The sequence below is a fragment of the Streptomyces sp. NPDC028289 genome (genome assembly GCF_055565975.1).
In genome coordinates this window covers 79858-100808 of sequence record NZ_JBVHTI010000008.1, presented here as the reverse complement: position 1 = coordinate 100808, position 20951 = coordinate 79858, and the positions used below count along the sequence as shown (strand labels likewise).

The 20951-nt window shown below is 71.8% G+C and carries 18 protein-coding genes and 1 pseudogene; 8 read left to right on the top strand and 11 right to left on the bottom strand.

All coding sequences use genetic code 11. The features are described 5' to 3' along the window. Positions 1-373 precede the first annotated feature (373 nt). The 3 genes from ACZ4UV_RS37135 to ACZ4UV_RS37125 form a co-directional block, all read right to left on the bottom strand. Positions 374-2851 (bottom strand): beta-glucosidase, encoded by a 2478-nt coding sequence (locus tag ACZ4UV_RS37135; RefSeq protein WP_467844056.1) that lies wholly within the window; start codon positions 2849-2851, stop codon positions 374-376. A gap of 284 nt (positions 2852-3135) precedes the next feature. Beyond that, on the bottom strand, positions 3136-3429 hold the full coding sequence (locus ACZ4UV_RS37130; protein ID WP_467844053.1) for a CGNR zinc finger domain-containing protein: 294 nt from the start codon (positions 3427-3429) through the stop codon (positions 3136-3138). A gap of 69 nt (positions 3430-3498) precedes the next feature. Beyond that, positions 3499-4158 (bottom strand): DUF1707 SHOCT-like domain-containing protein, encoded by a 660-nt coding sequence (locus tag ACZ4UV_RS37125; RefSeq protein WP_467844050.1) that lies wholly within the window; start codon positions 4156-4158, stop codon positions 3499-3501. 272 nt (positions 4159-4430) lie between these two features. On the opposite strand from ACZ4UV_RS37125, the pseudogene ACZ4UV_RS37120 reads away from it, so the two are divergent. Then, positions 4431-4538, top strand: a pseudogene (locus tag ACZ4UV_RS37120) (IS5/IS1182 family transposase); the annotation flags it as partial. 29 nt (positions 4539-4567) lie between these two features. Next, positions 4568-5092, top strand: coding sequence for a P-loop nucleotide/nucleoside kinase family protein (locus ACZ4UV_RS37115; RefSeq protein ID WP_467844047.1), 525 nt, complete (start codon positions 4568-4570; stop codon positions 5090-5092). A 554-nt stretch (positions 5093-5646) separates the two neighbouring features. Here ACZ4UV_RS37115 and ACZ4UV_RS37110 read toward each other — a convergent pair. After that, complete coding sequence (locus tag ACZ4UV_RS37110) at positions 5647-7482, bottom strand: RICIN domain-containing protein (RefSeq protein ID WP_467844044.1); 1836 nt, start codon at positions 7480-7482, stop codon at positions 5647-5649. Positions 7483-7896: 414 nt separating this feature from the next. On the opposite strand from ACZ4UV_RS37110, the gene galU reads away from it, so the two are divergent. Continuing rightward, on the top strand, positions 7897-8847 hold the full coding sequence (galU, locus tag ACZ4UV_RS37105; RefSeq protein WP_451019128.1) for a UTP--glucose-1-phosphate uridylyltransferase GalU: 951 nt from the start codon (positions 7897-7899) through the stop codon (positions 8845-8847). Between the two features lie 145 nt (positions 8848-8992). Here the strand turns inward: galU and ACZ4UV_RS37100 are convergent, their stop codons facing one another. Beyond that, entirely contained in the window at positions 8993-9430 is a 438-nt protein-coding gene (locus ACZ4UV_RS37100) for a DUF4442 domain-containing protein (RefSeq protein WP_089105668.1), read from the bottom strand. 134 nt (positions 9431-9564) lie between these two features. Here ACZ4UV_RS37100 and ACZ4UV_RS37095 point away from each other — a divergent pair, with 134 nt between their 5' ends. Both ACZ4UV_RS37095 and ACZ4UV_RS37090 read left to right on the top strand, forming a co-directional pair. Beyond that, positions 9565-10575: a DUF8017 domain-containing protein gene (locus ACZ4UV_RS37095; RefSeq protein WP_467844040.1), complete on the top strand. Its 1011-nt coding sequence runs from the start codon at positions 9565-9567 to the stop codon at positions 10573-10575. Between the two features lie 219 nt (positions 10576-10794). Further along, positions 10795-12123, top strand: coding sequence for an MFS transporter (locus ACZ4UV_RS37090; protein WP_467844037.1), 1329 nt, complete (start codon positions 10795-10797; stop codon positions 12121-12123). Here ACZ4UV_RS37090 and ACZ4UV_RS37085 read toward each other — a convergent pair. Beyond that, positions 12085-12930, bottom strand: a complete 846-nt coding sequence (locus ACZ4UV_RS37085) for a spermidine synthase (protein WP_451019132.1) — start codon at positions 12928-12930, stop codon at positions 12085-12087. The two genes, ACZ4UV_RS37090 and ACZ4UV_RS37085, sit on opposite strands and share 39 nt — an antisense overlap. 117 nt (positions 12931-13047) lie before the next feature. Further along, a complete protein-coding gene (gene tuf, locus ACZ4UV_RS37080; protein ID WP_467844033.1) occupies positions 13048-14217 on the bottom strand; it encodes an elongation factor Tu in 1170 nt (389 codons plus the stop codon). A 313-nt stretch (positions 14218-14530) separates the two neighbouring features. On the opposite strand from tuf, the gene ACZ4UV_RS37075 reads away from it, so the two are divergent. Then, positions 14531-15295: a TVP38/TMEM64 family protein gene (locus tag ACZ4UV_RS37075; RefSeq protein ID WP_467844031.1), complete on the top strand. Its 765-nt coding sequence runs from the start codon at positions 14531-14533 to the stop codon at positions 15293-15295. 128 nt (positions 15296-15423) lie between these two features. On the opposite strand, the gene ACZ4UV_RS37070 is transcribed toward ACZ4UV_RS37075, so the two are convergent. Continuing rightward, positions 15424-16596, bottom strand: coding sequence for a thiolase family protein (locus tag ACZ4UV_RS37070; protein ID WP_351494549.1), 1173 nt, complete (start codon positions 16594-16596; stop codon positions 15424-15426). Between the two features lie 103 nt (positions 16597-16699). Between ACZ4UV_RS37070 and ACZ4UV_RS37065 the strand changes: the two genes are divergently transcribed. Beyond that, positions 16700-17170, top strand: a complete 471-nt coding sequence (locus tag ACZ4UV_RS37065) for a winged helix-turn-helix transcriptional regulator (RefSeq protein WP_451020647.1) — start codon at positions 16700-16702, stop codon at positions 17168-17170. A gap of 20 nt (positions 17171-17190) precedes the next feature. On the opposite strand, the gene ACZ4UV_RS37060 is transcribed toward ACZ4UV_RS37065, so the two are convergent. Further along, positions 17191-18120 (bottom strand): DUF6807 domain-containing protein, encoded by a 930-nt coding sequence (locus ACZ4UV_RS37060; RefSeq protein ID WP_390047371.1) that lies wholly within the window; start codon positions 18118-18120, stop codon positions 17191-17193. Further along, complete coding sequence (locus ACZ4UV_RS37055; protein WP_451020646.1) at positions 18117-19274, bottom strand: Gfo/Idh/MocA family protein; 1158 nt, start codon at positions 19272-19274, stop codon at positions 18117-18119. The genes ACZ4UV_RS37060 and ACZ4UV_RS37055 overlap by 4 nt, the downstream gene beginning before the upstream one ends. Positions 19275-19551: 277 nt before the next feature. On the opposite strand from ACZ4UV_RS37055, the gene ACZ4UV_RS37050 reads away from it, so the two are divergent. Next, entirely contained in the window at positions 19552-20427 is an 876-nt protein-coding gene (locus ACZ4UV_RS37050) for an undecaprenyl-diphosphate phosphatase (protein WP_451020645.1), read from the top strand. 124 nt (positions 20428-20551) lie between these two features. Here ACZ4UV_RS37050 and ACZ4UV_RS37045 read toward each other — a convergent pair whose 3' ends face one another. Then, a complete protein-coding gene (locus ACZ4UV_RS37045; protein WP_467844024.1) occupies positions 20552-20929 on the bottom strand; it encodes a nuclear transport factor 2 family protein in 378 nt (125 codons plus the stop codon). Positions 20930-20951: the final 22 nt, after the last annotated feature.

The window sequence follows — 20951 nt, the reverse complement described above, 5'->3', positions numbered from 1 at the left end:
ATTCACCGCAAGAGCCGAAAATCCGAGCAATCCACTGCGGATCGGCGGCCGTTCGGCACCCGGATCACTGGCGGCACACCGCCACAAGCCCGTCAAAGCGCACTGGCCATTCACCCGCCACTCACCACACCGCAACGCGCCGTGCGGCCGCGCCGAGCTCTGTAAATTCGGGATGACTTCGGCCCGCTGGCTCGATCCTGGCACACCGGAAACCCGAACGGAGCGCTCCTGCGCCGGCCCTCACCCAATCCTGACAAAAACCTGCCGTCAACCACGTCACTTCAAATGAAACACACGGCGGGGAAAATTCTTGTAAACCCTTGAAGTAAACGGCCGGAGAGCCTCTGCTCTCCGGCCGTTCATTGACAGGAATTCAGCGGTGCCCGCCACCCACCCGCACGCCGGTGCGCAGCCTCAGGTCGCCCGACGAGGCGCCGACCCAGACGGTCCGCCGCCCGGTGCCGAGCGTCCAGCGATGGTGCCGCGCGTCCCAGGACGACAGGGTGCGCGCGGCGACCCGCACGGTCACCCGCCGCCGCTCCCCGGCCCCCAGCTCCAGTCGCCGGTAGCCGCCCAACACCCGTACCGCCTGGTCGAGTCGGAGATCCGGGGAGGGCCCGACGTACACCTGCGGCACCGCGATCCCGGCGCGGCGCCCGGTGTTGCGCACGGTGAACGTGACCTCCAGTCCGCCGCGCGCCCACCGCGCCTGCGGGTCGGAGTAGGCGAAGGAGGTGTACGACAGCCCGTGCCCGAAGGGGAACAGGGGCCGCACGCCCTGCGCGTCGTACCAGCGGTAGCCGGCGTGGATGCCCTCCGAGTACTCCTCCACCCCGTCGACGCCGGGGTAGCGGCGTGGGTCGCCGGCGACGGGATGGTGGTCGTCGTCGGCCGGGAAGGACTGGGTGAGACGTCCGCCCGGGTCGCTGTCGCCGAAGAGGACGGCGGCGGTGGCGGCCGCGCCCTCCTGGCCGGGGTAGTACATCTGGAGCACGGCTCCGGTCCCCGCCAGCCACGGCATCGAGGTGCACGACGAGGTGTTGAGGACGACGGTGGTGCGCGGGTTGGCCGCCGTCACCGCGCGGATCAGCTGTTCCTGGTGGCCGGGGAGGGCGACGGTGGTGCGGTCGAGGCCCTCGGTGGCGTCCTCGTAGGCGAACAGCACGACATGGCGGGCCGCTCGGGCGGCGCCGACCGCGTCGGCGAGGTCCTGGGCGCGGGTCGCGCCGGTGATGCGGCGCAGCCGGAACAGCAGACCCGAGTCGCCGCCGTCCGCGGTGATCTTCAACGTGTGGGTGCCGCGGGCCAGTTGAAGTGTCCTGCGGCGGACGCCCAGGCCGTCGGGGGCCGCGGCGACCAGGCCGCCGGAGAAGTACTCGCCGTATCCGGCCGCGAGGGGGAAGAGCTCCTCGCCGTCGAGCAGGACCTTGGGGCGGGCGGTGGCCGCGGAGGAGAAGTGGAGCACGATGGTCCACTCGTCGTCCTCGGCGACGGTGAGCGTGCCGTCGTACGTCCACTGCTCTCCGGCGCCCACCCGCTGTCCCTCGCCGGTGAAGCCGGGGCTGAGGGCGTCGGCCGGCAGGGCCTTGCCGAACAGGTCCTCGCCGAGGGCGTAGGTGACCGGGCCGCGGGTCCGGGCCTTGACGGCGTCGAGGGGGCTGTCGGCGTGGTCGGGGACGACATGGGCGCTGCCGCCGCCGCTGACGAAGGGCAGCGAGCCGGTCGGTCCGATCACCGCGACACTGCCGTCGTCCAGGGGCAGGGTGCCGTGCTCGTTGCGCAGCAGGGTGGCGCCCGCCTTGGCGACCGCCAGGGCCACGGCGGCGCCCGCCGTGGCGTCGCGGCCGGGGCGGGGCGGGGCGCTGCCGTCGAGGAGGCCGAAGCGGTCCATCACCGAGAGGATCCGCCGTACCGCCCGGTCGACGTACCGCTCGGGCACGCTGCCGTTCCGCACCGCCGACTTGAGGGCCGTCCCGAAGTACGTGCCGTCGGGCATCTCCATGTCGAGGCCGGCGGTGATCGCGGCGACGGTGCTGTGGGCGGCGAACCAGTCGGTCATCACCCAGCCCGCGAAGCCCCACCGGTCGCGGAGGATGTCGGTGAGGAGGGTCCTGTTCTCGCAGGCGAAGGTGGAGTTGACCCGGTTGTAGGAGCCCATCACCGCACCGGTGCCGGCGTCCACCGCTGCCTCGAAGCCGCGCAGTTCGAGTTCGTGCATGGTCTGTTCACCGGCGCGCACGTCGATCGTGTTGCGGTCCCGCTCCTGGTTGTTGAGGGCGAAGTGCTTGACGGTCGCGATCAGGCCCTCGCCCTGGATGCCCCGGATCTCGGCGGCGACCAGGTCGGAGGCGAGCAGCGGGTCCTCGCTGAACGTCTCGAAATTGCGGCCCGCGTAGGGGGTGCGGATGAGGTTGACCATCGGGGAGAGCAGCACGTCCTGGCCGAGGGCGCGGCCCTCCCGGCCAATCACCTGGCCGTAGCGGCGGGCCAGTTCGGGATCGAAGGCGGAGGCGAGCAGCACCGGGGCGGGCAGTGCGGTGGCGTGTTCGGTGATGCGGACGCCGGCTGGCCCGTCGGCGAGCCTGAGGGGCGGGATGTTCAGCCGGGGGACGCCGGGCACGTAGCCGGCCTGACCGAGCGAGTCGGGGTCGTCGGCCCCGTGCAGCAGGGAGATCTTCTCGTCGAGTGTGAGTCTGGCGAGCAGCCTCTCCACGCGGGGGCCTGCCCCGGTCTCGGGTCTGTCCGCCGCGGCGGGCGTGAGCGGTATGAGTCCGCCGGTGGCCGCGGCGGCGACGGCGACGGCACCGGCCGTGAGGCGCAGGGCGGATCGTCGGGAGACGGTTTCGGACATGAGCCGTCACTCCTTCGGTGTGCGGGCACGACGATGTGGACCGCGAGGACGCCGAAGGCAACCCCCGAGCGCGTTCGGCCTGTGAACGCATCAACCCCCACAGGACCTTGACGAACCGTCAGTCGCACCACCGGCGCGTCGGAAACCTAGATCCGGTGGTGACTCGTGTCAACGATCTGAACAAGAAAAGAGCCCGACGCCGACAAGAACCGAAAACGGAGGGCCGGCCCTCCGGGACCGGGACGGCCGGCGGTCCGCCGGGGCGGGCCGGGGCCCGCCTCCCGTCAGACCCGGTCCGCGCCCGCCCGCTTGCGCGCACGGTAGTTGCGCAGGTTGGCCGCGTTGCCGCAGACGTGGACGTCGTGCCAGACGCCGCTGTTGTTGCGGGAGCGGTCGTAGAAGGCGGTCAGACAGCGGGGGTTGCGGCAGGACTTCAGGCGGCGCAGCGTGTCGGTGCACTGCGCTTGGTAGAGCTCCGTCAGGGCGAGCGAAGCCACCTGCCGCCAGCCCGTGCCGCGGGGCTCGGCGTGGACGACCCCGCGCTCGTCGAGCCGCAGTGCGGTGGGCAGGGTCAGCACCGAAGCCGCCGGGCCGGACTCCGTCGCCGGGGCAGTAAGAGATTGCCGCCGGGGCCGTCCCGGCCGGAGTCAGGCGCCCACGGGACGGGATGCGGGCCTGCGCAGCAGCCACTGCGCGAGCGTCCGGCGCGGGGGCCGCACCACCACGCGACCGTGGGCCTTCTGGCCGACCAGTTCTACTCGCAGAGTGACCGGCGTTGCCGGACTCGTCGGCGACTGGCGGTACTTGACCTTGGTGTGCACCAGTTGCAGACCGTCGGCATCGACCACGATGCCCGGCCTCGTGATCAGCGTCAGCGCCTTCCCCGTCATGGCCACGTCGATCCGCAGGGTGTCGTGCGTGATCACCGCATCCGTGAAGTCGAGCGTGACCTCGCAGTAGGTCACCGCGAGCTCCAGCCTGCGCGGTACCACCCAGCGCCCCACGCGCTTGACCGCGCCGCTGTGGACCTGCTCGATCCGCACCACGTCCTTGACTTCCGCCCCGAGTACCCCGACCTCAGCCGATATGGGCGGCAAGTCGGCAGTGAGCGTGGCCAGTTCGCTCAGAGTCCGCGCCGACAGGGCGGCTTCCAGGCGCTCGTCCAACTCCTCCGCGGTCAGCAGGCCGTCCCCGGCCGCGACACGCAACACGTCCACCACCCGGTCCCGGTCGGCGTGCGACGCCCGCAGCTCGGGCGGCGAGCCGGGGCCGGATTGCTTCCCGGTGGGCGACATCTCTCCCGGCATGGTTCCGTCCTGGTCCTGTCCTGGTCCTGTCGAACGTGTCCACGCGGCGCAGGCAGCGACGCAAGTAGCAGACTAGGGCCTGTCCGGCGGATCTCGTGACCGTCTCGGTCCTGGTTCGTTGGCATGCGCATGGGGCGGGGAGATCGCACAAGAGACGATGGGTCCGGCTGAAGCCGCATCTGCCGAAGTCCGGCCTCCGTGTTGGACGGCGGGCGTCCACGGACTCGGCCTGACCATCTCGGCTGAGACAAGGCGTACTCCTCCCGCCGATCAACGCGCTCAAGAAGTCCCGGGCCGTGGCCACGAGATTCGACATGCGGGCCTGTGTCTTCCACGGCACCGTCACCGTGGCTTCGATCCGCCTTTGGCTCACGCCGTGATCACCTGGCCTTCGTGACAAGATCCCGGCGTGACGACGTTGTTCCTGACGGTTGGCCTGCCCGGGGCCGGAAAGACCACGAGAGCTCGACAGGTGGCCGAGGAGCACAACGGGCTGCGGCTGACGCCGGATGAGTGGATGCTCCCGCTGTTCGGCGATCCACAGCCGGCCGGGAAGCGCGATGTGCTGGAAGGACGCCTGCTCTGGCTGGGTCTGGAGGCGCTGAAGCTGGGAACGAACGTGGTCCTGGATTTCGGATGCTGGTCTCGTGACGAGAGGTCCGCGATCCACTGGTTGGTGATGTCTGCGGGTGCGTCCTGTCAACTCGTGTACGTGCCGGTGGACCATGAGACCCAACGTGCTCGGATCGCCCATCGCCAGTCGACCACCCCTGACCAGACCTTCGTGATGAGCGAGGCGGACCTCTTGCACTGGAGGACGGTGTTCGAGGAGCCCGACGCCACGGAGCTCGACGGACATGAGCTAGGAGGTCCGCCTCCTGGGTGGTCAGGATGGCCGGAGTGGGCCGCCGACCGGTGGCCATCGCTCGCGTGACTGTCCGGCCGACCTTGGTGCCGGCCGGTCACGCAGCCGTGCCAGGAGTGTCCTGTGTCATGGGAGGTTGATCTTTGCCATCGACGACTGAGCGGCTCCGCAACGGGGGGATGCGAAAATATGGGCTTGGATGCTTCCGCTTTCGCTTCCGGCGCTTCTCGGATTGCCGAGCAGTTGACCGATACCGAGGTCGCGCGCCTGACCGGACTGGTCGGCGAGTCGAAAGTGACTCTCTGCGAGCCCACACCCCCGCTCAGAGCCACCGCTGACCAAGCACCCCCGGTGCCGATGTCGCCCTCGGCCCTCGGCCGCATCTGGCGAATGAACTTCGGGACCCTGGCTGGGGGCCCCACGACGAAGGGGTGCTGCAGTACGCCCCCTCGGCGCCGGGTTCGGGTGGATGGCCTGCCCGCCGCGCGCCTGCCCGCCGCGCGCCTGCCCGCGGTCGTCGACCGCCTGCGGCAGGCAGTCGCCGCCGACCGGGCGGTCGAACGGCTGTGCCGCAACCGACCGCCGGCGCTCCGCGGCGCTCGACCGACCGGCCCCATCCGGCATCAGCCGAGCAGGCGGCCCGCTACGTTCGCGACGTCGGGAACGGAGTCCAGGACGTCCGTCACGGTGGCCGGCACAGAGTCCAGGGCCTCGTCGGCCGGACCCGGGCCCGGGCTCTCGGGCTCGTGGGGCACGGTCGGTTTGACGGCGGCGGGAGGGTGTCGGTCCCCGGCCTGGGCGACCCGGGTGCCGTAGGGCTCCTGCGGCTCGGCGGACTGCTCCTCCGGAACGGGCGGGGGCACAAGGATCCCCGTCGGCCCGGTCCTGCCCGGCACGGATGGTGCGGGAGGCGTGGTCTTCGGCGTCACCGACACACCGCCGCTCGCGGACACCATCTCCCACCGCTGCCGCACCGACCCGTTCCGCCCGGCCACGACCACCCGCGTGCCGTCCGCTGCCAGCACGAGGCCCTTGTCCCAGCGGAGCACGAGCTCGCCCCGCACCGTCAGGTCGTACGACACCTCCCCCGCGTGCACCAGGCAGCCGGCGACCACGACGCTGTGCGCACCGGGGTCGGCGACGAGGCAGAGGGTGGGGTCGAGCGCGCTGCGCAGCATGCCGTCGTCCTGGTACGACCACTGCTGCGACCCGGCGTCCGAACACGGGCCGAGCCGCAGTTCGGCCCCGGTCCGCACCCTGCCCCCGCGCACGTCGACGCAGCGCCCGGCGTCGAGGCTGCGCAGCCTGCCGTGGGCGATCTCGACGGGCTCGCCCGCCGAGGCCGGGGACGGGGAAGTCGAGGAGGGCGGGTTCACGGCGGGGCCGGACCGGGTGGTGCCGCCGCCGGGGGCTCCCCAGGAGGTGGTGCCGGGGCGCGGGACACCGCCGTCGTCGGACCAGCCCTTGGCCACGAGTACGGTGGCGAGGAGTGCCAGGGAGACCAGGCCGGCACCGGCCAGCACGGCCTTGCGCCGTCCGCTCCCGGTCACGATGCGGTGCCGTCCGCCGGGCACCACTGCCTCGCGCGCGGCCTCGCCTCCGGCGGGCCAGGCCTCGACGACCGCGCCGGGTCCGGGCCGCGAGTCGAGATAGCGGCGGGCGCCCCAGCCGAGCACGGTCTCGGCGAGCAGCACCCCCAGGCCGCCGTCGAAATGGCTGAGTTGTTCGGCGGCGTGCCGGCAGTACCGGCAGTCGGTGAGATGCCGTTGCACATCCGGGAGCAGAGCGCCGCCCCGGCGAATGGGGAGGTCGAGGAGCCGGTTGTAGAAGCGGCATTCCTTCGAGGGCGCGAGTTCCCGGTGGGCGCGCACCAATCCCGTCCTGAATTGTTCGCGGGCCTCGTCGAGTGCGGCGGTCGCGGTAGCGGTGTCGACGCCCAGCAGACCAGCGGGTATGTTTATGGGTTCGGCTTCGACCTCGGTGTGCCAGAGGAGGCATTGCGAGGCTCCCGGAAGAGCCTGGAAAGCACGTTCGGCGAGTTGCCGTCTTTCGGGGGTGCCGGGTCTCGCGGCGCTGAGTCCGCGGCCGCCGGTGGTCTTGCGCAGTTCCGGCGCGACCACCGATACGGCTTCGTCGGCGGCCCACGCGCGGACGGTCTCCCGTACCGCCACGAGGAGCTGCGGACGCAGGGCGCCGCCCACCGCACCGCCGGCCAGCCTGCCGAGGACCCGCTCGAAGGCGGCACTGGCGACGAGTTGTGCGGTGGGCGTGGCGGCGGCGAGGCAGACCACGGCGTAGTCGCAGGTGGCACGCCAGTGCCGGGCCAGCAGCAGGGCGACGGCATGATGCCTGGCCGCGGGGGCGCCGGTGAGCTGGGCGATGAGATTGCGGTCGGACTCCCCCGGGGTCGAACCGGGGCGAGGCGGGTAGGGCGGGCGTGGGGGGTAGGGGGATTGCACTGAACCATTTCCTTCCGAGCCGCAGGACGGCATGCGAAATGGCGCCCTGACGGAATGCAGTGCTGATTGGTGCGTACCTTTTGGGGTCCATAACGGCCGGTCTGACGGCCGTACCGTTCTGTGGGCCCTCCCGCGGGGTGGCTCACCTTTGCACACAGGTCTCGCAGGAAACAAGAAGTTGAGGTGACTCAGGTTCAAAAAACCGCGTATTCAGATAAGTTACCGGCGGTATCCGCATCCGGTCCGGATTCAGCGGTCGCACAGGTTCAACTTGTGTGCGCCGGGGACCCGGTGGCACACGAAATCTTCAACTCACGGACGGCCGGGGTCACCCGCGGCGGAACGCCGGGTTCCACAGCCGCCTCCCACGTTTCTCCCGGCCCCCTCTCATCCCGGTGGGCCAGCATGTGCCGCATGATCGCCCCCCACCCCTCCCCCGCCCCCTCGTCCCCCCGGTCGGTCCGCAAGGCGGTCGTCCCGGCCGCCGGGCTCGGCACCCGGTTCCTGCCCGCCACCAAGGCGACGCCGAAGGAGATGCTGCCGGTCGTCGACAAGCCGGCCATCCAGTACGTCGTCGAGGAGGCCGCCAAGGCCGGGCTCGACGACATCCTCATGGTCACCGGCCGGCACAAGCGGGCCATCGAGGACCACTTCGACCACGCCTTCGAGCTGGAACAGGCGCTGGCCGCCAAGGGCGACACCGTGCGCCTGGACGCCGTACGCGATCCCGCGCGGCTCGCCGACATCCACCACATCCGCCAGGGCGACCCGCTGGGCCTCGGCCACGCGGTCCTGTGCGCCAGGCACCACGTGGGCGACCAGCCCTTCGCGGTGCTCCTCGGCGACGACCTGATCGACGCCCGCGAGACCCTGCTCAGCCAGATGCTGGACGTCCGCGACCGCCACCAGGGCAGTGTCGTCGCACTGATGGAGGTCGACCCGTCACAGGTCCACCTCTACGGCTGTGCCGCCGTCGAGCCGACCGGCGAGGACGGCGTGGTCCGGGTGACCGGCCTGGTGGAGAAGCCGTCCCCGGAGAAGGCACCCAGCAACTACGCGGTCATCGGCCGCTATGTCCTCGACCCCGAGGTGTTCGACGTCCTGGAGCGGACCGCGCCCGGCCGCGGCGGCGAGATCCAGCTGACGGACGCACTGCAGGACCTGGCAGCGGCCGGCACGGTGCACGGGGTGGTCTTCGACGGGCTGCGCTACGACACCGGCGACAAGGCCGACTACCTGCGCACGGTGGTCCGGCTCGCCTGCGAACGTCCGGACCTGGGGCCGGAGTTCACGGCCTGGCTCAGGGAGTTCGTGGCAGGCCTGGAGGAGACGGGGACCGGGCGCGAGGAGAGCCGCGCCGCCTGAGCGCCCCTCGACGGCCGACGGGGTGAGGGTCCGACGACGCTCACCCCGTCCGGCATCCGACACCGCCGTTGAGCCCCGGCTGCCGGGGTCGAACACCAGGTGTCGAATGCCGGGTGCCGACTGCCGTCGGCGCAGGGCCGGCCGGTCAGCCGTTGGGACGCAGCGTCCAGACGACGGTCATCTCACCGGTGACCGCGCCGTCCTCGCGCGTGATGGCGACGGCGACCGGGAACTCGGGGCGCTTGCCCTCGTCCAGCTCCGCGACGACGTCGGCGATCGGGCGGCCCAGGGTCGCGGTGGCCTTGACCGGGCCGAGGGCGACCTTCTTGTAGGCGATCTCGGCGCTGACGGCGAGCGGCACGGCCCGGGAGAGCTGGTCGCCGAAGGCGGCCAGCACGATCGCGCCGCTCGCGGACTCGGCGAGGGTGAACATCGCGCCCGCGTGCGGGCCGCCGATGTGGTTGTGGAAGTCGCCCTGGTCCGGAAGGGACAGCACCGCCCGCTCCGGAGTGGTTTCCAGGTACTCCAGGTTGAGGGTCCGGACCATCGGGACCGTGGCGGCGAGCATCTCGCCGATCGACATCTGGTCAGTGCTCATGACGGGCATGTTACTAGCGAGTAGCAGAGCCTGACCAGAAGCGGTGTTATGACCGTTGTCATAGGCCAGGCCCCCGCCCGCGCCTTCGGCCGGACCGGCCGGCACTAGGGTTACGAGCCATGTGGCCAGAACAGCAGCCGCCAGGGGGCGAGCAGTACCCGCAGAACAACCCGTATCAGCAACCGGGTTACCAGCAGCCGAATCCGTACCAGCAGCCCGGCTACCAGCAGTATCCGCCGCAGGGCGGGTACGGGCAGCAGCCGCAGTGGGGCCCGCCCGGGCCCGTCGGCGCTCCGCAGCCGCCGCAGGGCGGGGGCGGTGGCGGCGACCGCACGAAGCTGGTCGCGATCATCGCGGCGACGGCCGTCGTGGTGGCGGCCGGCGTGACCGGTTTCCTGGTCCTCGGCGGCAAGAAGGACGACAAGGCGGACTCCGGCAAGAACCAGCAGGTGAGCCATTCGCCCACCGTCACCGCCTCCGCCTCGGCCTCCACGTCGGCCGACGACGATCCGCGCGGGGGCGACGAGACCGAGAAGCCGACGATCGCGGGCTGGAAGACCGTCGTGAACCCCAAGTGGGGCACGGCCTTCGACGTGCCGGCCGACTGGGAGGTCCTCACCCCGGGGACGTCCGTCGGCTTCGAGGACAGGGACGGCAAGCCGATCATCACGATGTCGGCGCCCGCCCAGTACAAGTCGAAGTGGTGCACGAGCGACGACGACAAGGACGGCAGGACCGAGGACACGTCCCTGGCGGGGGTGGGCACCAAGGGCGAGAGCGGCGCGAAGACCCCGGGCGACGCGGCCGTCCGGGAGGTCCCCTGGTGGGTGTACGGCGGTTACACGTACCCGGACAAGAAGACCATCACCCACGACAAGAAGGCCACCGCGTACACCACCGCGTCGGGTCTCAAGGGCGCCTACGCCTGGGCGCGTTCGACGAACAGCCCGCAGAAGGGCAAGTGCGCGAGCGACGGCAAGGCGATCACCTTCGGCTTCGAGAACTCGGCCGGCGACCTGGTGTCGTGGGACTTCTACGGCGCCGAGGGAGTGAACGGCGAGGTCCCGACGGCGACGATCATGAAGATCCTCAGCACGGTCCGGCTGCACGGCACCCCGACCGGGAGCTGACCACGGCCGGGGCCCGGACACTGGAAGGGCGGATGCCGGAGGCCCGGATGCCGGAGGCCCGGATGCCGGAGGCCCGGACACCGGAGGCCCGGATGCCGGAGGCCCGGATGCCGGAGGCCCGGACACCGGAGGCCCGGATGCCGGAGGCCCGGATGCCGGAGGACGGGATGCCCGGGAATCGGGTTGGCAGGGCGGGCTCCCGGCGGGGATAGTCGGGCGGTGACCTCCGCCTCCGACTTCCCCGGCCCCTCCAGCACCCCCGGCACCGCCTCCCGCCTGCGCAGACCCGCCTGGGCGGGCCGCAACTACAGCCTGCTGACCGCGGCGACGATCGTGACGAGCCTGGGTGCCAACGGCTCCCTGATCGCCGCCGCGTTCGCGGTGCTGGACGCGGGCGGCGACGCCGGGGACGTCGGTCTGGTGGCCGCCGCCCGCACCTTCCCGCTGGTGCTGTTCCTGCTCGTCGGCGGCGCCGTGGCGGATCGTTTCCCCCGCCACCGCGTGATGGTCGCGGCCAACGCCCTCAACTTCCTCTCGCAGGGCGCCTTCGCCGTCCTCGTACTCACCGGCGACCCCCGCCTGTGGCAGATGATGCTGCTCACCGCGCTGGGCGGCACCGGCCAGGCGTTCTTCAGCCCGGCGGCGGAGGGCATGCTGCTGTCCTCGGTGAGCGGCGAACAGGCGAGCCGTGCCTTCGCCGTGTTCCGGATGGCGATGCAGAGCGCCGCCCTCGGGGGCGCGGCCCTGGGCGGCGCGCTGGTGGCGGCGGTGGGCCCCGGCTGGGTGCTGGCGGTGGACGCGGCGGCGTTCGCGGTCGCCGGTGTGCTGCGTTCGTTCCTCGACGTCAGCCACATCGCGCCGCGAGAACCGGGCGACGGGATGCTGGCCGATCTCCGGGACGGCTGGCGGGAGTTCACGGTCCGTCCCTGGCTGTGGGGGATCGTCGTGCAGTTCTCGATCGCGAACGCGGTGGTGGGCGCCGCCGACGCGGTCTACGGCCCGCTGGTGGCTCGCGACAGCCTGGGCGGAGCCGGCCCCTGGGGCCTGGCCTTGGCCGCGTTCGGCGCGGGTACGGTGGCCGGCGCCCTCCTGATGACCCGCTGGAAACCCCGCCGGCTCCTGTTCGTCGGCACCCTCTGCGTCTTCCCGCTCGCGCTCCCCTCCGCGGCGCTCGCGGTGCCGGCCCCCGTGGGAGTCCTCTGTGCGGTGATGTTCGTGGCGGGCACGACGGTCGAGGTCTTCGGCGTCTCCTGGATGACCGCGCTGCACCAGGAGATCCCCGAGGAGAAGCTCTCCCGGGTCTCGGCGTACGACTGGTTCGGCTCCGTCTCCCTGCTGCCCCTGGCGATGGCGCTGGCCGGCCCCGCCGAGCAGGCCTTCGGCCGGGGCCCGGCCCTGTGGGGCTGCGCCGGCCTGGTCGTCGCCGTCACGGCCGCGGTGCTCCTCGTCCCGGACGTCCGCGACCTCACCCGCCGCACGGTCCCCGTCACCACCCGGCCGTCGGCCGCCTCACCCGATCCCGAACGCTCCGCCGGGGGGCTCGGGTGACGGTACGGCGTCCGCGTCCCCGACCGGCCGGGCAGCGCCGACGAACTCCCGCAGCGCGGGCCCGTGTTCGACCCGCGCCGGGAAGGCGTCGGCAGCCGTACGACGGGCCAGCGCACCCGCGTCGACCGGCCGGTGCGAGGCGATGAGCACCGCGTTCCCGAACCGCCGCCCGCGCAGCACGCCGGGCTCGGCGATGAGCGCCAGCTCCTCGAAGACGGCGGCGAACGTCGCGAGTTGGGAGCGCAGGAAGCCGAAGGGGGCCGAGTCCGCGAGGTTGGCCAGGTAGACCCCGTCGCCCCGCAGCACCCGCTCCGCCTGCCTCGCGTACCCCAGCGAGGTCAGATGCGCGGGGATCCGGGACCCGCCGAAGACGTCGGCGACGATCACGTCGGCCGAGTCCCCGGGCGCCGCCTCCAGCCAGCCCCGCGCATCGGCGGCGTGCAGGGCGATCCCGGTGCCGTCCACCAGCGGCAGATGCTCGGTGACCAGGTCCAGCAGCTCCCGGTCGGCGTCCACGACATCCTGCCGGGACCCGGGCCGGGTAGCCGCCACGTACCGGGGAAGCGTGCAGGCACCGCCGCCGAGATGCAGCACGTCCAGAGGCACACCGGCCTCCGCCACGGCGTCCAGCACATACCCGAGCCGCCGGGCGTACTCGAACTCGAGATGCGTCGGCTCGTCGAGATCCACGTACGACTGCGGCGCCCCGTCGACGGTCAGCAACCAGGCCCGCTCCCGATCGACATCGGGCATCAGCTTGGCGGTCCCGTGCTCGGTGACCCGGACGACGGGTATGGATTCGTTCACTTCTCCATTGTGCGACGCCGATGCCTCCGCAGGGGCGCGGGGAACTGCGCGACCGGCCCCCACCGGCCCGCAGTCCCCCACACACAGCGACCTCCCACCACGGAGGTCACGGCCCCCTCACTCCACGGAGGTCACGGTCCCCGCCCCCACGGTCCGGCCGCCCTCACGGATGGCGAACCCCAGCCCCGCCTCCAGCGGCACGTCCCGCCCCAGCTCCACGGTCATCTCCACCGTGTCCCCGGGCCGGGCGACCGCCGTCTCGCCGAGGTCGACGTCCCCGACCACATCCGCCGTACGGATGTAGAACTGCGGCCGGTACCCCGTCGAGACGGGAGTCGTACGACCCCCTTCACGCCCCGACAGGACGTACACCCGCGCCGAGAACCGCCGGGCCGGCACCACGCTCCCCGGCGCCGCGACCACATGCCCCCGCCGCACCGCGTCCCGGGGCACGCCCCGCAACAGCAGCGCCACGTTGTCCCCGGCCTGCGCCTCGTCCATCGGCTTCCCGAAGGTCTCCAGGCCGGTGACGACCGTCTCGACGTCCGCGCCGAGCACCTCGACCCGGTCCCCGACCCGCACGGTCCCCCTCTCGATCGCACCGGTCACGACGGTCCCGCGCCCGGTGATGGTGAGCACGTTCTCCACCGGCAGCAGGAACGGCGCGTCCAGATACCGCTCGGGCATCGGCACGTAGGTGTCCACCGCGTCGAGCAGCGCCTCGATCGACGCCGTCCAACGCGGGTCCCCCTCCAGCGCCTTGAGCCCGGAGACCCGTACGACGGGCAGGGAGTCACCGCCGTAGCCGTGCGAACTGAGCAGCTCGCGGACCTCCAGCTCGACGAGTTCGACCAGTTCCTCGTCGGCCGAGTCCGCCTTGTTCAGCGCGACCACCACGTGGTCGACGCCCACCTGCCGGGCGAGCAGCACGTGTTCGGCGGTCTGCGGCATGATCCCGTCGAGCGCGGAGACGACGAGGATCGCGCCGTCCAGCTGCGCGGCCCCGGTGACCATGTTCTTGACGTAGTCCGCATGGCCCGGCATGTCCACATGGGCGTAATGCCGGGTGTCGGTCTCGTACTCGACGTGCGCGATGTTGATGGTGATGCCGCGGGCGGCCTCCTCGGGGGCCCGGTCGATGCGGTCGAACGGCACGAACGTGCCGGTGCCGCGCTCGGCGAGGACCTTGGTGATGGCGGCGGTCAGGGTGGTCTTGCCGTGGTCGACATGGCCCATCGTGCCGATGTTGAGATGCGGTTTGGTGCGGACGTATGCCGTCTTGGGCATGGCTGTACCTCGAAGCTTGTCCGAAGGAAGAGCGGGGACCCCGAGGAACTGGCCGACCCTCCCCCTGCGGGGTCCGCCGGACTTTCCGGGGAGGGTCAGCTTCGGGCGCCGTCGACAGCGGCCGCGAGAACGGGAACGGCAGCCTTCGGCGCATCCGCGACTGCGGATGCTGCGACGAGGAAGGCGAACCGGAACATGACACAGATCATGACCGACGCGTCACCCCACGTCGAACGGTTTTCCGCGGCTCCGGTTCACCCGAGGGACAGGATCCATACGGCGATCACACATCGGCTTCGGTTAGTGTCACCGAATGCTCGATGCCAACCGCTCTGGCACCGCCACGGCCTCTCCCCGGGCCGCCGCCAAGGAGCTGACCATCGCCGTGCCCGCTCCGATCAGCTTCGGCGCACGCTGCACACGCGTGCTGCTGTCGCCGTGGTCCCGGCTGTCCCTGCTCGTCGCGCTGCTGGCGGCGGCCGGGGCGTCGGTCCTGCTCTTCGAGCCCCAGAAGCTGATGACGCAGGGCTGGCCGCCCCATGTGGCGGGCACCACCGCGGTGGTGGTCTTCGCGGTGGCATACGGCCTGATCACGGTGGCGTTCGTGCCCCGGCCGATCCTGAACCTGGCGGCCGGCGCGCTGTTCGGCTCGGCACTGGGCATGGGCGCGGCCATGGCCGGCACCGTGCTCGGGGCGTGGATCTCCTTCGTGCTCGGCCGGATGCTCGGCCAGGAGGCCCTGCGCCCGCTGCTGCGCGGCCGGCTCCTGAAGGCGGCGGACAACCAGTTCAGCAGGCACGGCTTCCGCTCGATGCTGGCGGTACGCCTGTTCCCAGGCGTCCCGTTCTGGGCCGCGAACTACGCGGCAGCCGTCTCCCGCATGCGCTGCACACCGTTCCTGGTGGCCACGGCCCTGGGCTCGATCCCGAACGTCGCCGCCTACGTAGTGGCAGGCGCCCGCGCCTCGACCCCGACGTCCCCGGTGTTCCTGATCTCGGTGGCGGCGATCGTCGTCCCGGCGGTGGCCGGAGCAGTCGTGGCCTGGAGAAAACGCCACCACCTACGCCCCAGGCGATAACGCCCCACAGCTACAGCGCCCCGCAACTGCAGCGCCCCGTAAGGGGCGCGGGGAACTGCGCGCCCAGCCCCGACGGCGCGGCAGCCGTCCACCGACACCACGCGGCACCCCATTGGGCACCCGCCCCCCTACCTCACAGCCTCCAGAATCATCGCGTTGGCCAACCCGCCCGCCTCACACATCGTCTGAAGCCCGAAGCGAGCGCCGCGTTCCCGCATCGCATGCACCAGCGTCGTGGTCAGCCGAGTCCCACTGGCCCCCAGCGGATGCCCCAGAGCAATGGCCCCGCCGTTCACGTTCACCTTCGCCAGATCGGCCCCGGTCTCCTGCCGCCAGGCCAGCACCACGCTGGAGAACGCCTCGTTGACCTCGAACAGGTCGATGTCCCCGATGCCGAGCCCGGCCCGCCGCAGCACCTTCTCCGTCGCGGGGATCACGCCGGTCAGCATCAGCAACGGGTCGGAGCCGGTGACGGCGAACTCGTGCAGGCGGGCCAGTGGCCGCAGCCCGAGCCTCGCCGCGGTCTCCGCGGAGGTGATGAGCACCGCGGACGCGCCGTCGTTGACCGGGCTCGCGTTGCCCGCGGTGACGTTCCACTCGATCTGCGGGAACCGCTCGGCGAAGCCGGGGTCGTAGTAGGCGGGCTTGAGCCCGGCGAGGACCTCGGCGGTGGTGCCGGGCCGTACCGACTCGTCGCGGGCGACACCGTCCAGCGGAGCCACCTGCGCGTCGAACAGTCCCGCCGCCCACGCGGCCGCCGCCTTCTGGTGCGAGGAGACCGCGAAGGCGTCCATCTCCGCGCGGCTGATCGACCACTTCGCGGCGATGAGCTCGGCGCTGATGCCCTGCGGGACCAGGCCCTCCGGGTAGCGCGCGGCGACTCCGGGGCCGAAGGGGTCCTTGCCGGCCGGCACGTTGGACCACATCGGCACCCGGCTCATCGACTCGACGCCGCAGGCGATCACGATGTCGTAGGCACCGGACATGACGCCCTGCGCGGCGAAGTGCACGGCCTGCTGGGAGGAGCCGCACTGGCGGTCCACGGTGGTCGCCGGGACGGTCTCGGGGAAACCGGCGGACAGAAGGGCGTACCGGGTGGTGTTCATGGCCTGCTCGCCGACCTGGTCGACGGTGCCGCCGATCACGTCGTCGACGAGGGCGGGGTCGACGCCGGAGCGCTCGACGAGGGTGCGCAGGGTGTGGGCGAGGAGTTCGACGGGGTGGACGTGCGCCAGGGACCCGTTCGGCTTGCCCTTGCCGACGGGGGTGCGCACGGCTTCGACGATGACTGCGTCACGCATCTCGGGGACCTCGATTGCCAGTCTCGATTACCGGTGAGTAGGAAAACCGAACCCACCATAACCCCGAGGGTTTGGAAATCCAACCCTCCACTAGACTGGCCTCATGGCCGCCCCCAAGGACCCCCGCCCGTGTTCGATCGCCGACGCCCTGGCACTCGTCGGCGAGAAGTACTCCCTGCTGGTCCTGCGGGAGGTGTGCCTGGGCAACGGCCGCTTCGACCAGCTGGTGCGCAACATCGGCGCACCCCGCGACATCCTGGCCACCCGGCTGCGCCGGCTCGTCGACGCGGGGATCCTCACCAAACGCGTCTACAGCGAGCGGCCGCAGCGCTTCGAGTACCTGGCCACGCAGGCGGGGCTCGAACTGGAGCCGGTCCTGCTGACCCTGATGGCCTGGGGCGACCGCCACCTCCACCCGCACGGCGACCGCCCCATGGTGATCGAGCACGGCTGCGGGAAGACCCTCACCCCGGTCGTCACCTGCGCGGCCTGCGGCGATCCGGTGCGGCACGGGGACTCGACGGCCCACCCGCAGGCACCGGGCTGGACCGTCACCGGACCGGAAGCCGCCTGAGCGGTACTACTCCCCGGCCCTCACCAGGGATGCGCCTCCAGGTACTTGGCGATCTCCGCGCGCTCCCAGGCGCCGTCGGCGACGACGACCCGGTAGCGGCGCCGGAGGGTGTCGCCCGGGGCCAGTTCCAGCTCGTCGTGGAAGGCCCAGGAAGGGGCGATGCCGGCGAACGGGTCGTTGCGCACGAACCAGTGGGCGGGGTGGCTGCCGTGGACGCCCGAGTGGTCGTTCTCCGGGGCGTGTTCGAAGACGACGGTGGCATGGCCGTCGGCGCCGTCGTGCTCGCCGGACAGGGCAAGCCAGGGGGACTGGGAGCCCATGGACTCCGGCCCCTCCCCCTGCGGGCCGACGATCCGGCCGTCCCGGAAGGCGCGCGGGCCGCGCCAGAACAGGCCGGTGTAGCCCGCCTGTTCACGCCCGGCCGTGGTCGGGCTGCCGAACAGCAGCGGTTCGGCACGGCGGTTGGTGATCGCGCTGGTCCAGGTGAGCGCCCAGGAACGCGCATCGGGGTCCACGTCGTGGACCTCGATGCGGCGCCGCTCCTCCGCCCACAGCGTCCCGTCGTACGGATGCCAGGTCAGCCGTTCCGCCACGACCAGTCGGCCGTCGGCCGACGACAGCTCGTCGAAGCCCGCGTGCCGCATCGAGCCGACGCGCTCCGGGATGGCCACGTAACCCTGGCCGTGGACATAGGAGTTGCCGCCCCACAGGTTCGCGCCCGACAGGTGCGAGGCGGTCAGGGAGATGCCCTTGTGCCAGCGGTGGTCGTTGGGGCGGTAGTCGGTGACGACGTCCCCGGCGAGGGTGCGCACCGGGTGGAGGTAGGGCCGCGGCGCCTCCCAGGCCGCCTCGGGCCGGTAGACGTACGAGAAGAGCTGCACCCCGGTGACCGGCTCGGTCACGGTGACCCGGTCGCCGTGGGTGTGCGTGATCCGCAGGTCGCCGCTCACGCGGACACCTCCTCGCGCGCGGCCGGCGCCCAGCCCGGGGCGTTCCCGTGCAGGGCCGTGTAATAAGGATCACCCGGACCGATCTCGCCCGCGCGGACCGTCACGTCGGTGAACGCCGCCTTGTACAGGGCGGTGATCAGCTCCAGGCTGGTACGCCCGTCCGCGCCGCTGCTGCGCGGCCGCTCCCCCGCCCGCATGCTGGCGATCAGTTCGCGCAGCTGGGCCAGGTGCGAGCTGGGCACGTCCGGGCCGAAGTCCCGCCAGGCCGCCGCCTCGTCGGCGGGGACGTCCGGGGCCGGGGTGATGCGCCAGTTGTCGTTGGCGTGCCCGTACAGGTGGGTCAGTTCGACCGTCGCGCGCTCGCAGTCGATGCGGATGCGGCTCACCTCGTCGGGGCTGAGCACGCTGTTCACGACGGTGGCCAGGGCGCCGTTCGCGAACCGGACCAGGGCGGTGGAGACATCCTCGGTCTCCACCTCGTGCACCAGCCGGCCGGCCATCGCCCGCACCTCGCTCCACGGCCCGAGCAGGTCGAGGAGCAGATCCATCTGGTGGATGCCGTGGCCCATCGCCGGGCCGCCGCCCTCGGTCGCCCAGCGGCCCCGCCAGGGCACCGCGTAGTAAGCGGTGTCCCGGTACCAGGTGGTCTGGCAGTGGGCGACCAGCGGGCGGCCCAGCGCCCCCTCGGCGAGCAGCCGCCGTACATGGGTGGACGCGGAGCCGAAGCGGTGCTGGAAGACGATCGAGGCGTACGGCCCGCCGTCCGCCCCCTCCTCCGCCTCGACCGCGTCGAAGTCGGCGAGGCTCGGCACGGGCGGCTTCTCGCACCACACCCAGGCGCCGGCCCGCAGCGCGGCCACCGTCTGGTCCCGGTGCAGGGTCGGCGGGGTGCCGATGGTGACCAGGTCGGGCCGCTGTTCGGCGAGCATCCGGTCCAGGTCGGTGTAGCCGTGAGGGATGCCGGCCTCGGCGCACATCGCCTCGACGGCGGTGGCATCGATGTCGACGGCGGCGACGACCTCGGTCTCGCCCTCCGCGGCCAGCTGAGCGAGGGCGGGCAGATGGGAGCCGCGCCCGATGGCGCCGGCGCCGACGACGGCGGCCCGGATGCGGCGGCCGGCGAAGGGGGCCGTGGAGCGGGGGGAGCGGGGCATGGACGTGATCAGCACTCCTCGGGCGTGAACCGACGATGGGCGAACCCGCCCGGAGTGCGCCGCACCCGCACCCCGATGTGCGGAGCAAGCGCTTTCTCCTGCAGAAACGTAAGCGGCGGCACCTTGGCCGGTCAACACCCCGTGGCCGCGGGTCCGCCTGCCGAACCCCTGTGTCCCCCCTGTCACCCCGGCCCGCTACGCTGCGGTTGCACGCGAATGATCACCTGCGCCCTCGCGACCGCCAGCCCCTTCCTCACCCCTGGGACGCCGTACCTTCATGTCTTGGTTTGAATCGCTGGTCCTCGGACTCGTCCAGGGGCTGACCGAGTTCCTGCCCGTCTCCTCCAGCGCGCATCTGCGGCTGACCGCGGCCTTCTCCGGCTGGAAGGACCCGGGGGCCGCCTTCACGGCGATCACCCAGATCGGCACGGAGACCGCGGTGCTGATCTACTTCCGCAGGGACATCGGGCGGATCGTCTCGGCCTGGTTCCGGTCGCTGTTCGACAAGGCGATGCGGCGGAACCACGACGCCCAGATGGGCTGGCTGGTGATCGTGGGCTCGATCCCCATCGGTCTGCTGGGCGTGACGTTGAAGGACCAGATCGAGGGCCCGTTCCGCGACCTGCGCATCACCGCGACCATGCTCATCGTCGTCGGCGTCGTCATCGGCATCGCCGACCGGCTCGCCGCCCGCGACGAGACGGGCGGCAGGCACCGCGCCCCCAAGCAGCGCAAGACGCTGGAGAACCTCGGCGTCAAGGACGGCCTGATCTACGGCCTCTGCCAGGCCTGCGCCCTGATCCCCGGCGTCTCCCGCTCCGGTGCCACCATCAGCGGCGGCCTGTTCATGGGCTACAAGCGCGAGGCGGCGGCCCGCTACTCCTTCCTCCTCGCCATCCCGGCGGTGCTGGCCTCCGGCGCCTTCGAGGTCAAGGACTCGGTGAGCGAGGGCCATGTGGCCTGGGGCCCGACCCTGTTCGCCACGGTGATCGCGTTCGCGTCCGGCTACGCGGTGATCGCCTGGTTCATGAAGTGGATCTCCAACAAGAGCTTCATGCCGTTCGTCTGGTACCGCATCGCCCTGGGCATCGTCATCATCGCCCTGGTCTCGGCGGACGTCCTGAGCCCACACGCGGCGGAGTCGGCAAGCTAGCCGACAACGCCCCGAAAGGGGCGCTGGGGGTACCCCCGACCGAAGGCTGGGGGTAGGAACTGCGCGACCAGCCACAACACTGCCGCGGACGACCGACGACCCGGCGCGACGGCTTCAGCCGGGCTCAGTCGTGGGCGGCGGCCAGGGTGCCCTGGTGGTAGTACACGCGCCAGCCCGTCTCCGTCAGCCGCCACAGGGAGCTGCGCCACGCCCGGCGGCCCTGGTTGTCCGCGAAGTACGTGAGGTGCACGATGCCCGGGGCCAGGACGGTCCCGGACATCTCGCTCACCTCGACCGGTGACTCCGCGGACACCGACCCGCCGCTGGTCACCGTCAGGATCGACGTCGCGTCCCAGCGCCGCCCGGAGACCCCCACCTCGGTGAACTCCGGGTCGAGCAGCTCCAGGACGAGGTCCGGGCGGGCACGCACCTCGGGATCGAGGAGCCGCAATTCCGCGTGGACGGCCGCCAGTACGGCCCGCTGGTTCTCGTCGTCCGTCATACGCCGACCCTACGGACACGCC

Excerpts from the sequence above, each read along its gene's own strand:
- ACZ4UV_RS37135 (WP_467844056.1), bottom strand. The coding sequence starts at position 2,851 with ATGTCCGAAACCGTCTCCCGACGATCCGCCCTGCGCCTCACGGCCGGT.
- ACZ4UV_RS37125 (WP_467844050.1), bottom strand. The coding sequence starts at position 4,158 with ATGCCGGGAGAGATGTCGCCCACCGGGAAGCAATCCGGCCCCGGCTCG.
- galU (WP_451019128.1), top strand. The coding sequence starts at position 7,897 with ATGATCGCCCCCCACCCCTCCCCCGCCCCCTCGTCCCCCCGGTCGGTC.
- ACZ4UV_RS37100 (WP_089105668.1), bottom strand. The coding sequence starts at position 9,430 with ATGTCGATCGGCGAGATGCTCGCCGCCACGGTCCCGATGGTCCGGACC.
- ACZ4UV_RS37095 (WP_467844040.1), top strand. The coding sequence starts at position 9,565 with ATGTGGCCAGAACAGCAGCCGCCAGGGGGCGAGCAGTACCCGCAGAAC.
- tuf (WP_467844033.1), bottom strand. The coding sequence starts at position 14,217 with ATGCCCAAGACGGCATACGTCCGCACCAAACCGCATCTCAACATCGGC.
- ACZ4UV_RS37075 (WP_467844031.1), top strand. The coding sequence starts at position 14,531 with ATGCTCGATGCCAACCGCTCTGGCACCGCCACGGCCTCTCCCCGGGCC.
- ACZ4UV_RS37070 (WP_351494549.1), bottom strand. The coding sequence starts at position 16,596 with ATGCGTGACGCAGTCATCGTCGAAGCCGTGCGCACCCCCGTCGGCAAG.
- ACZ4UV_RS37065 (WP_451020647.1), top strand. The coding sequence starts at position 16,700 with ATGGCCGCCCCCAAGGACCCCCGCCCGTGTTCGATCGCCGACGCCCTG.
- ACZ4UV_RS37055 (WP_451020646.1), bottom strand. The coding sequence starts at position 19,274 with ATGCCCCGCTCCCCCCGCTCCACGGCCCCCTTCGCCGGCCGCCGCATC.
- ACZ4UV_RS37050 (WP_451020645.1), top strand. The coding sequence starts at position 19,552 with ATGTCTTGGTTTGAATCGCTGGTCCTCGGACTCGTCCAGGGGCTGACC.
- ACZ4UV_RS37045 (WP_467844024.1), bottom strand. The coding sequence starts at position 20,929 with ATGACGGACGACGAGAACCAGCGGGCCGTACTGGCGGCCGTCCACGCG.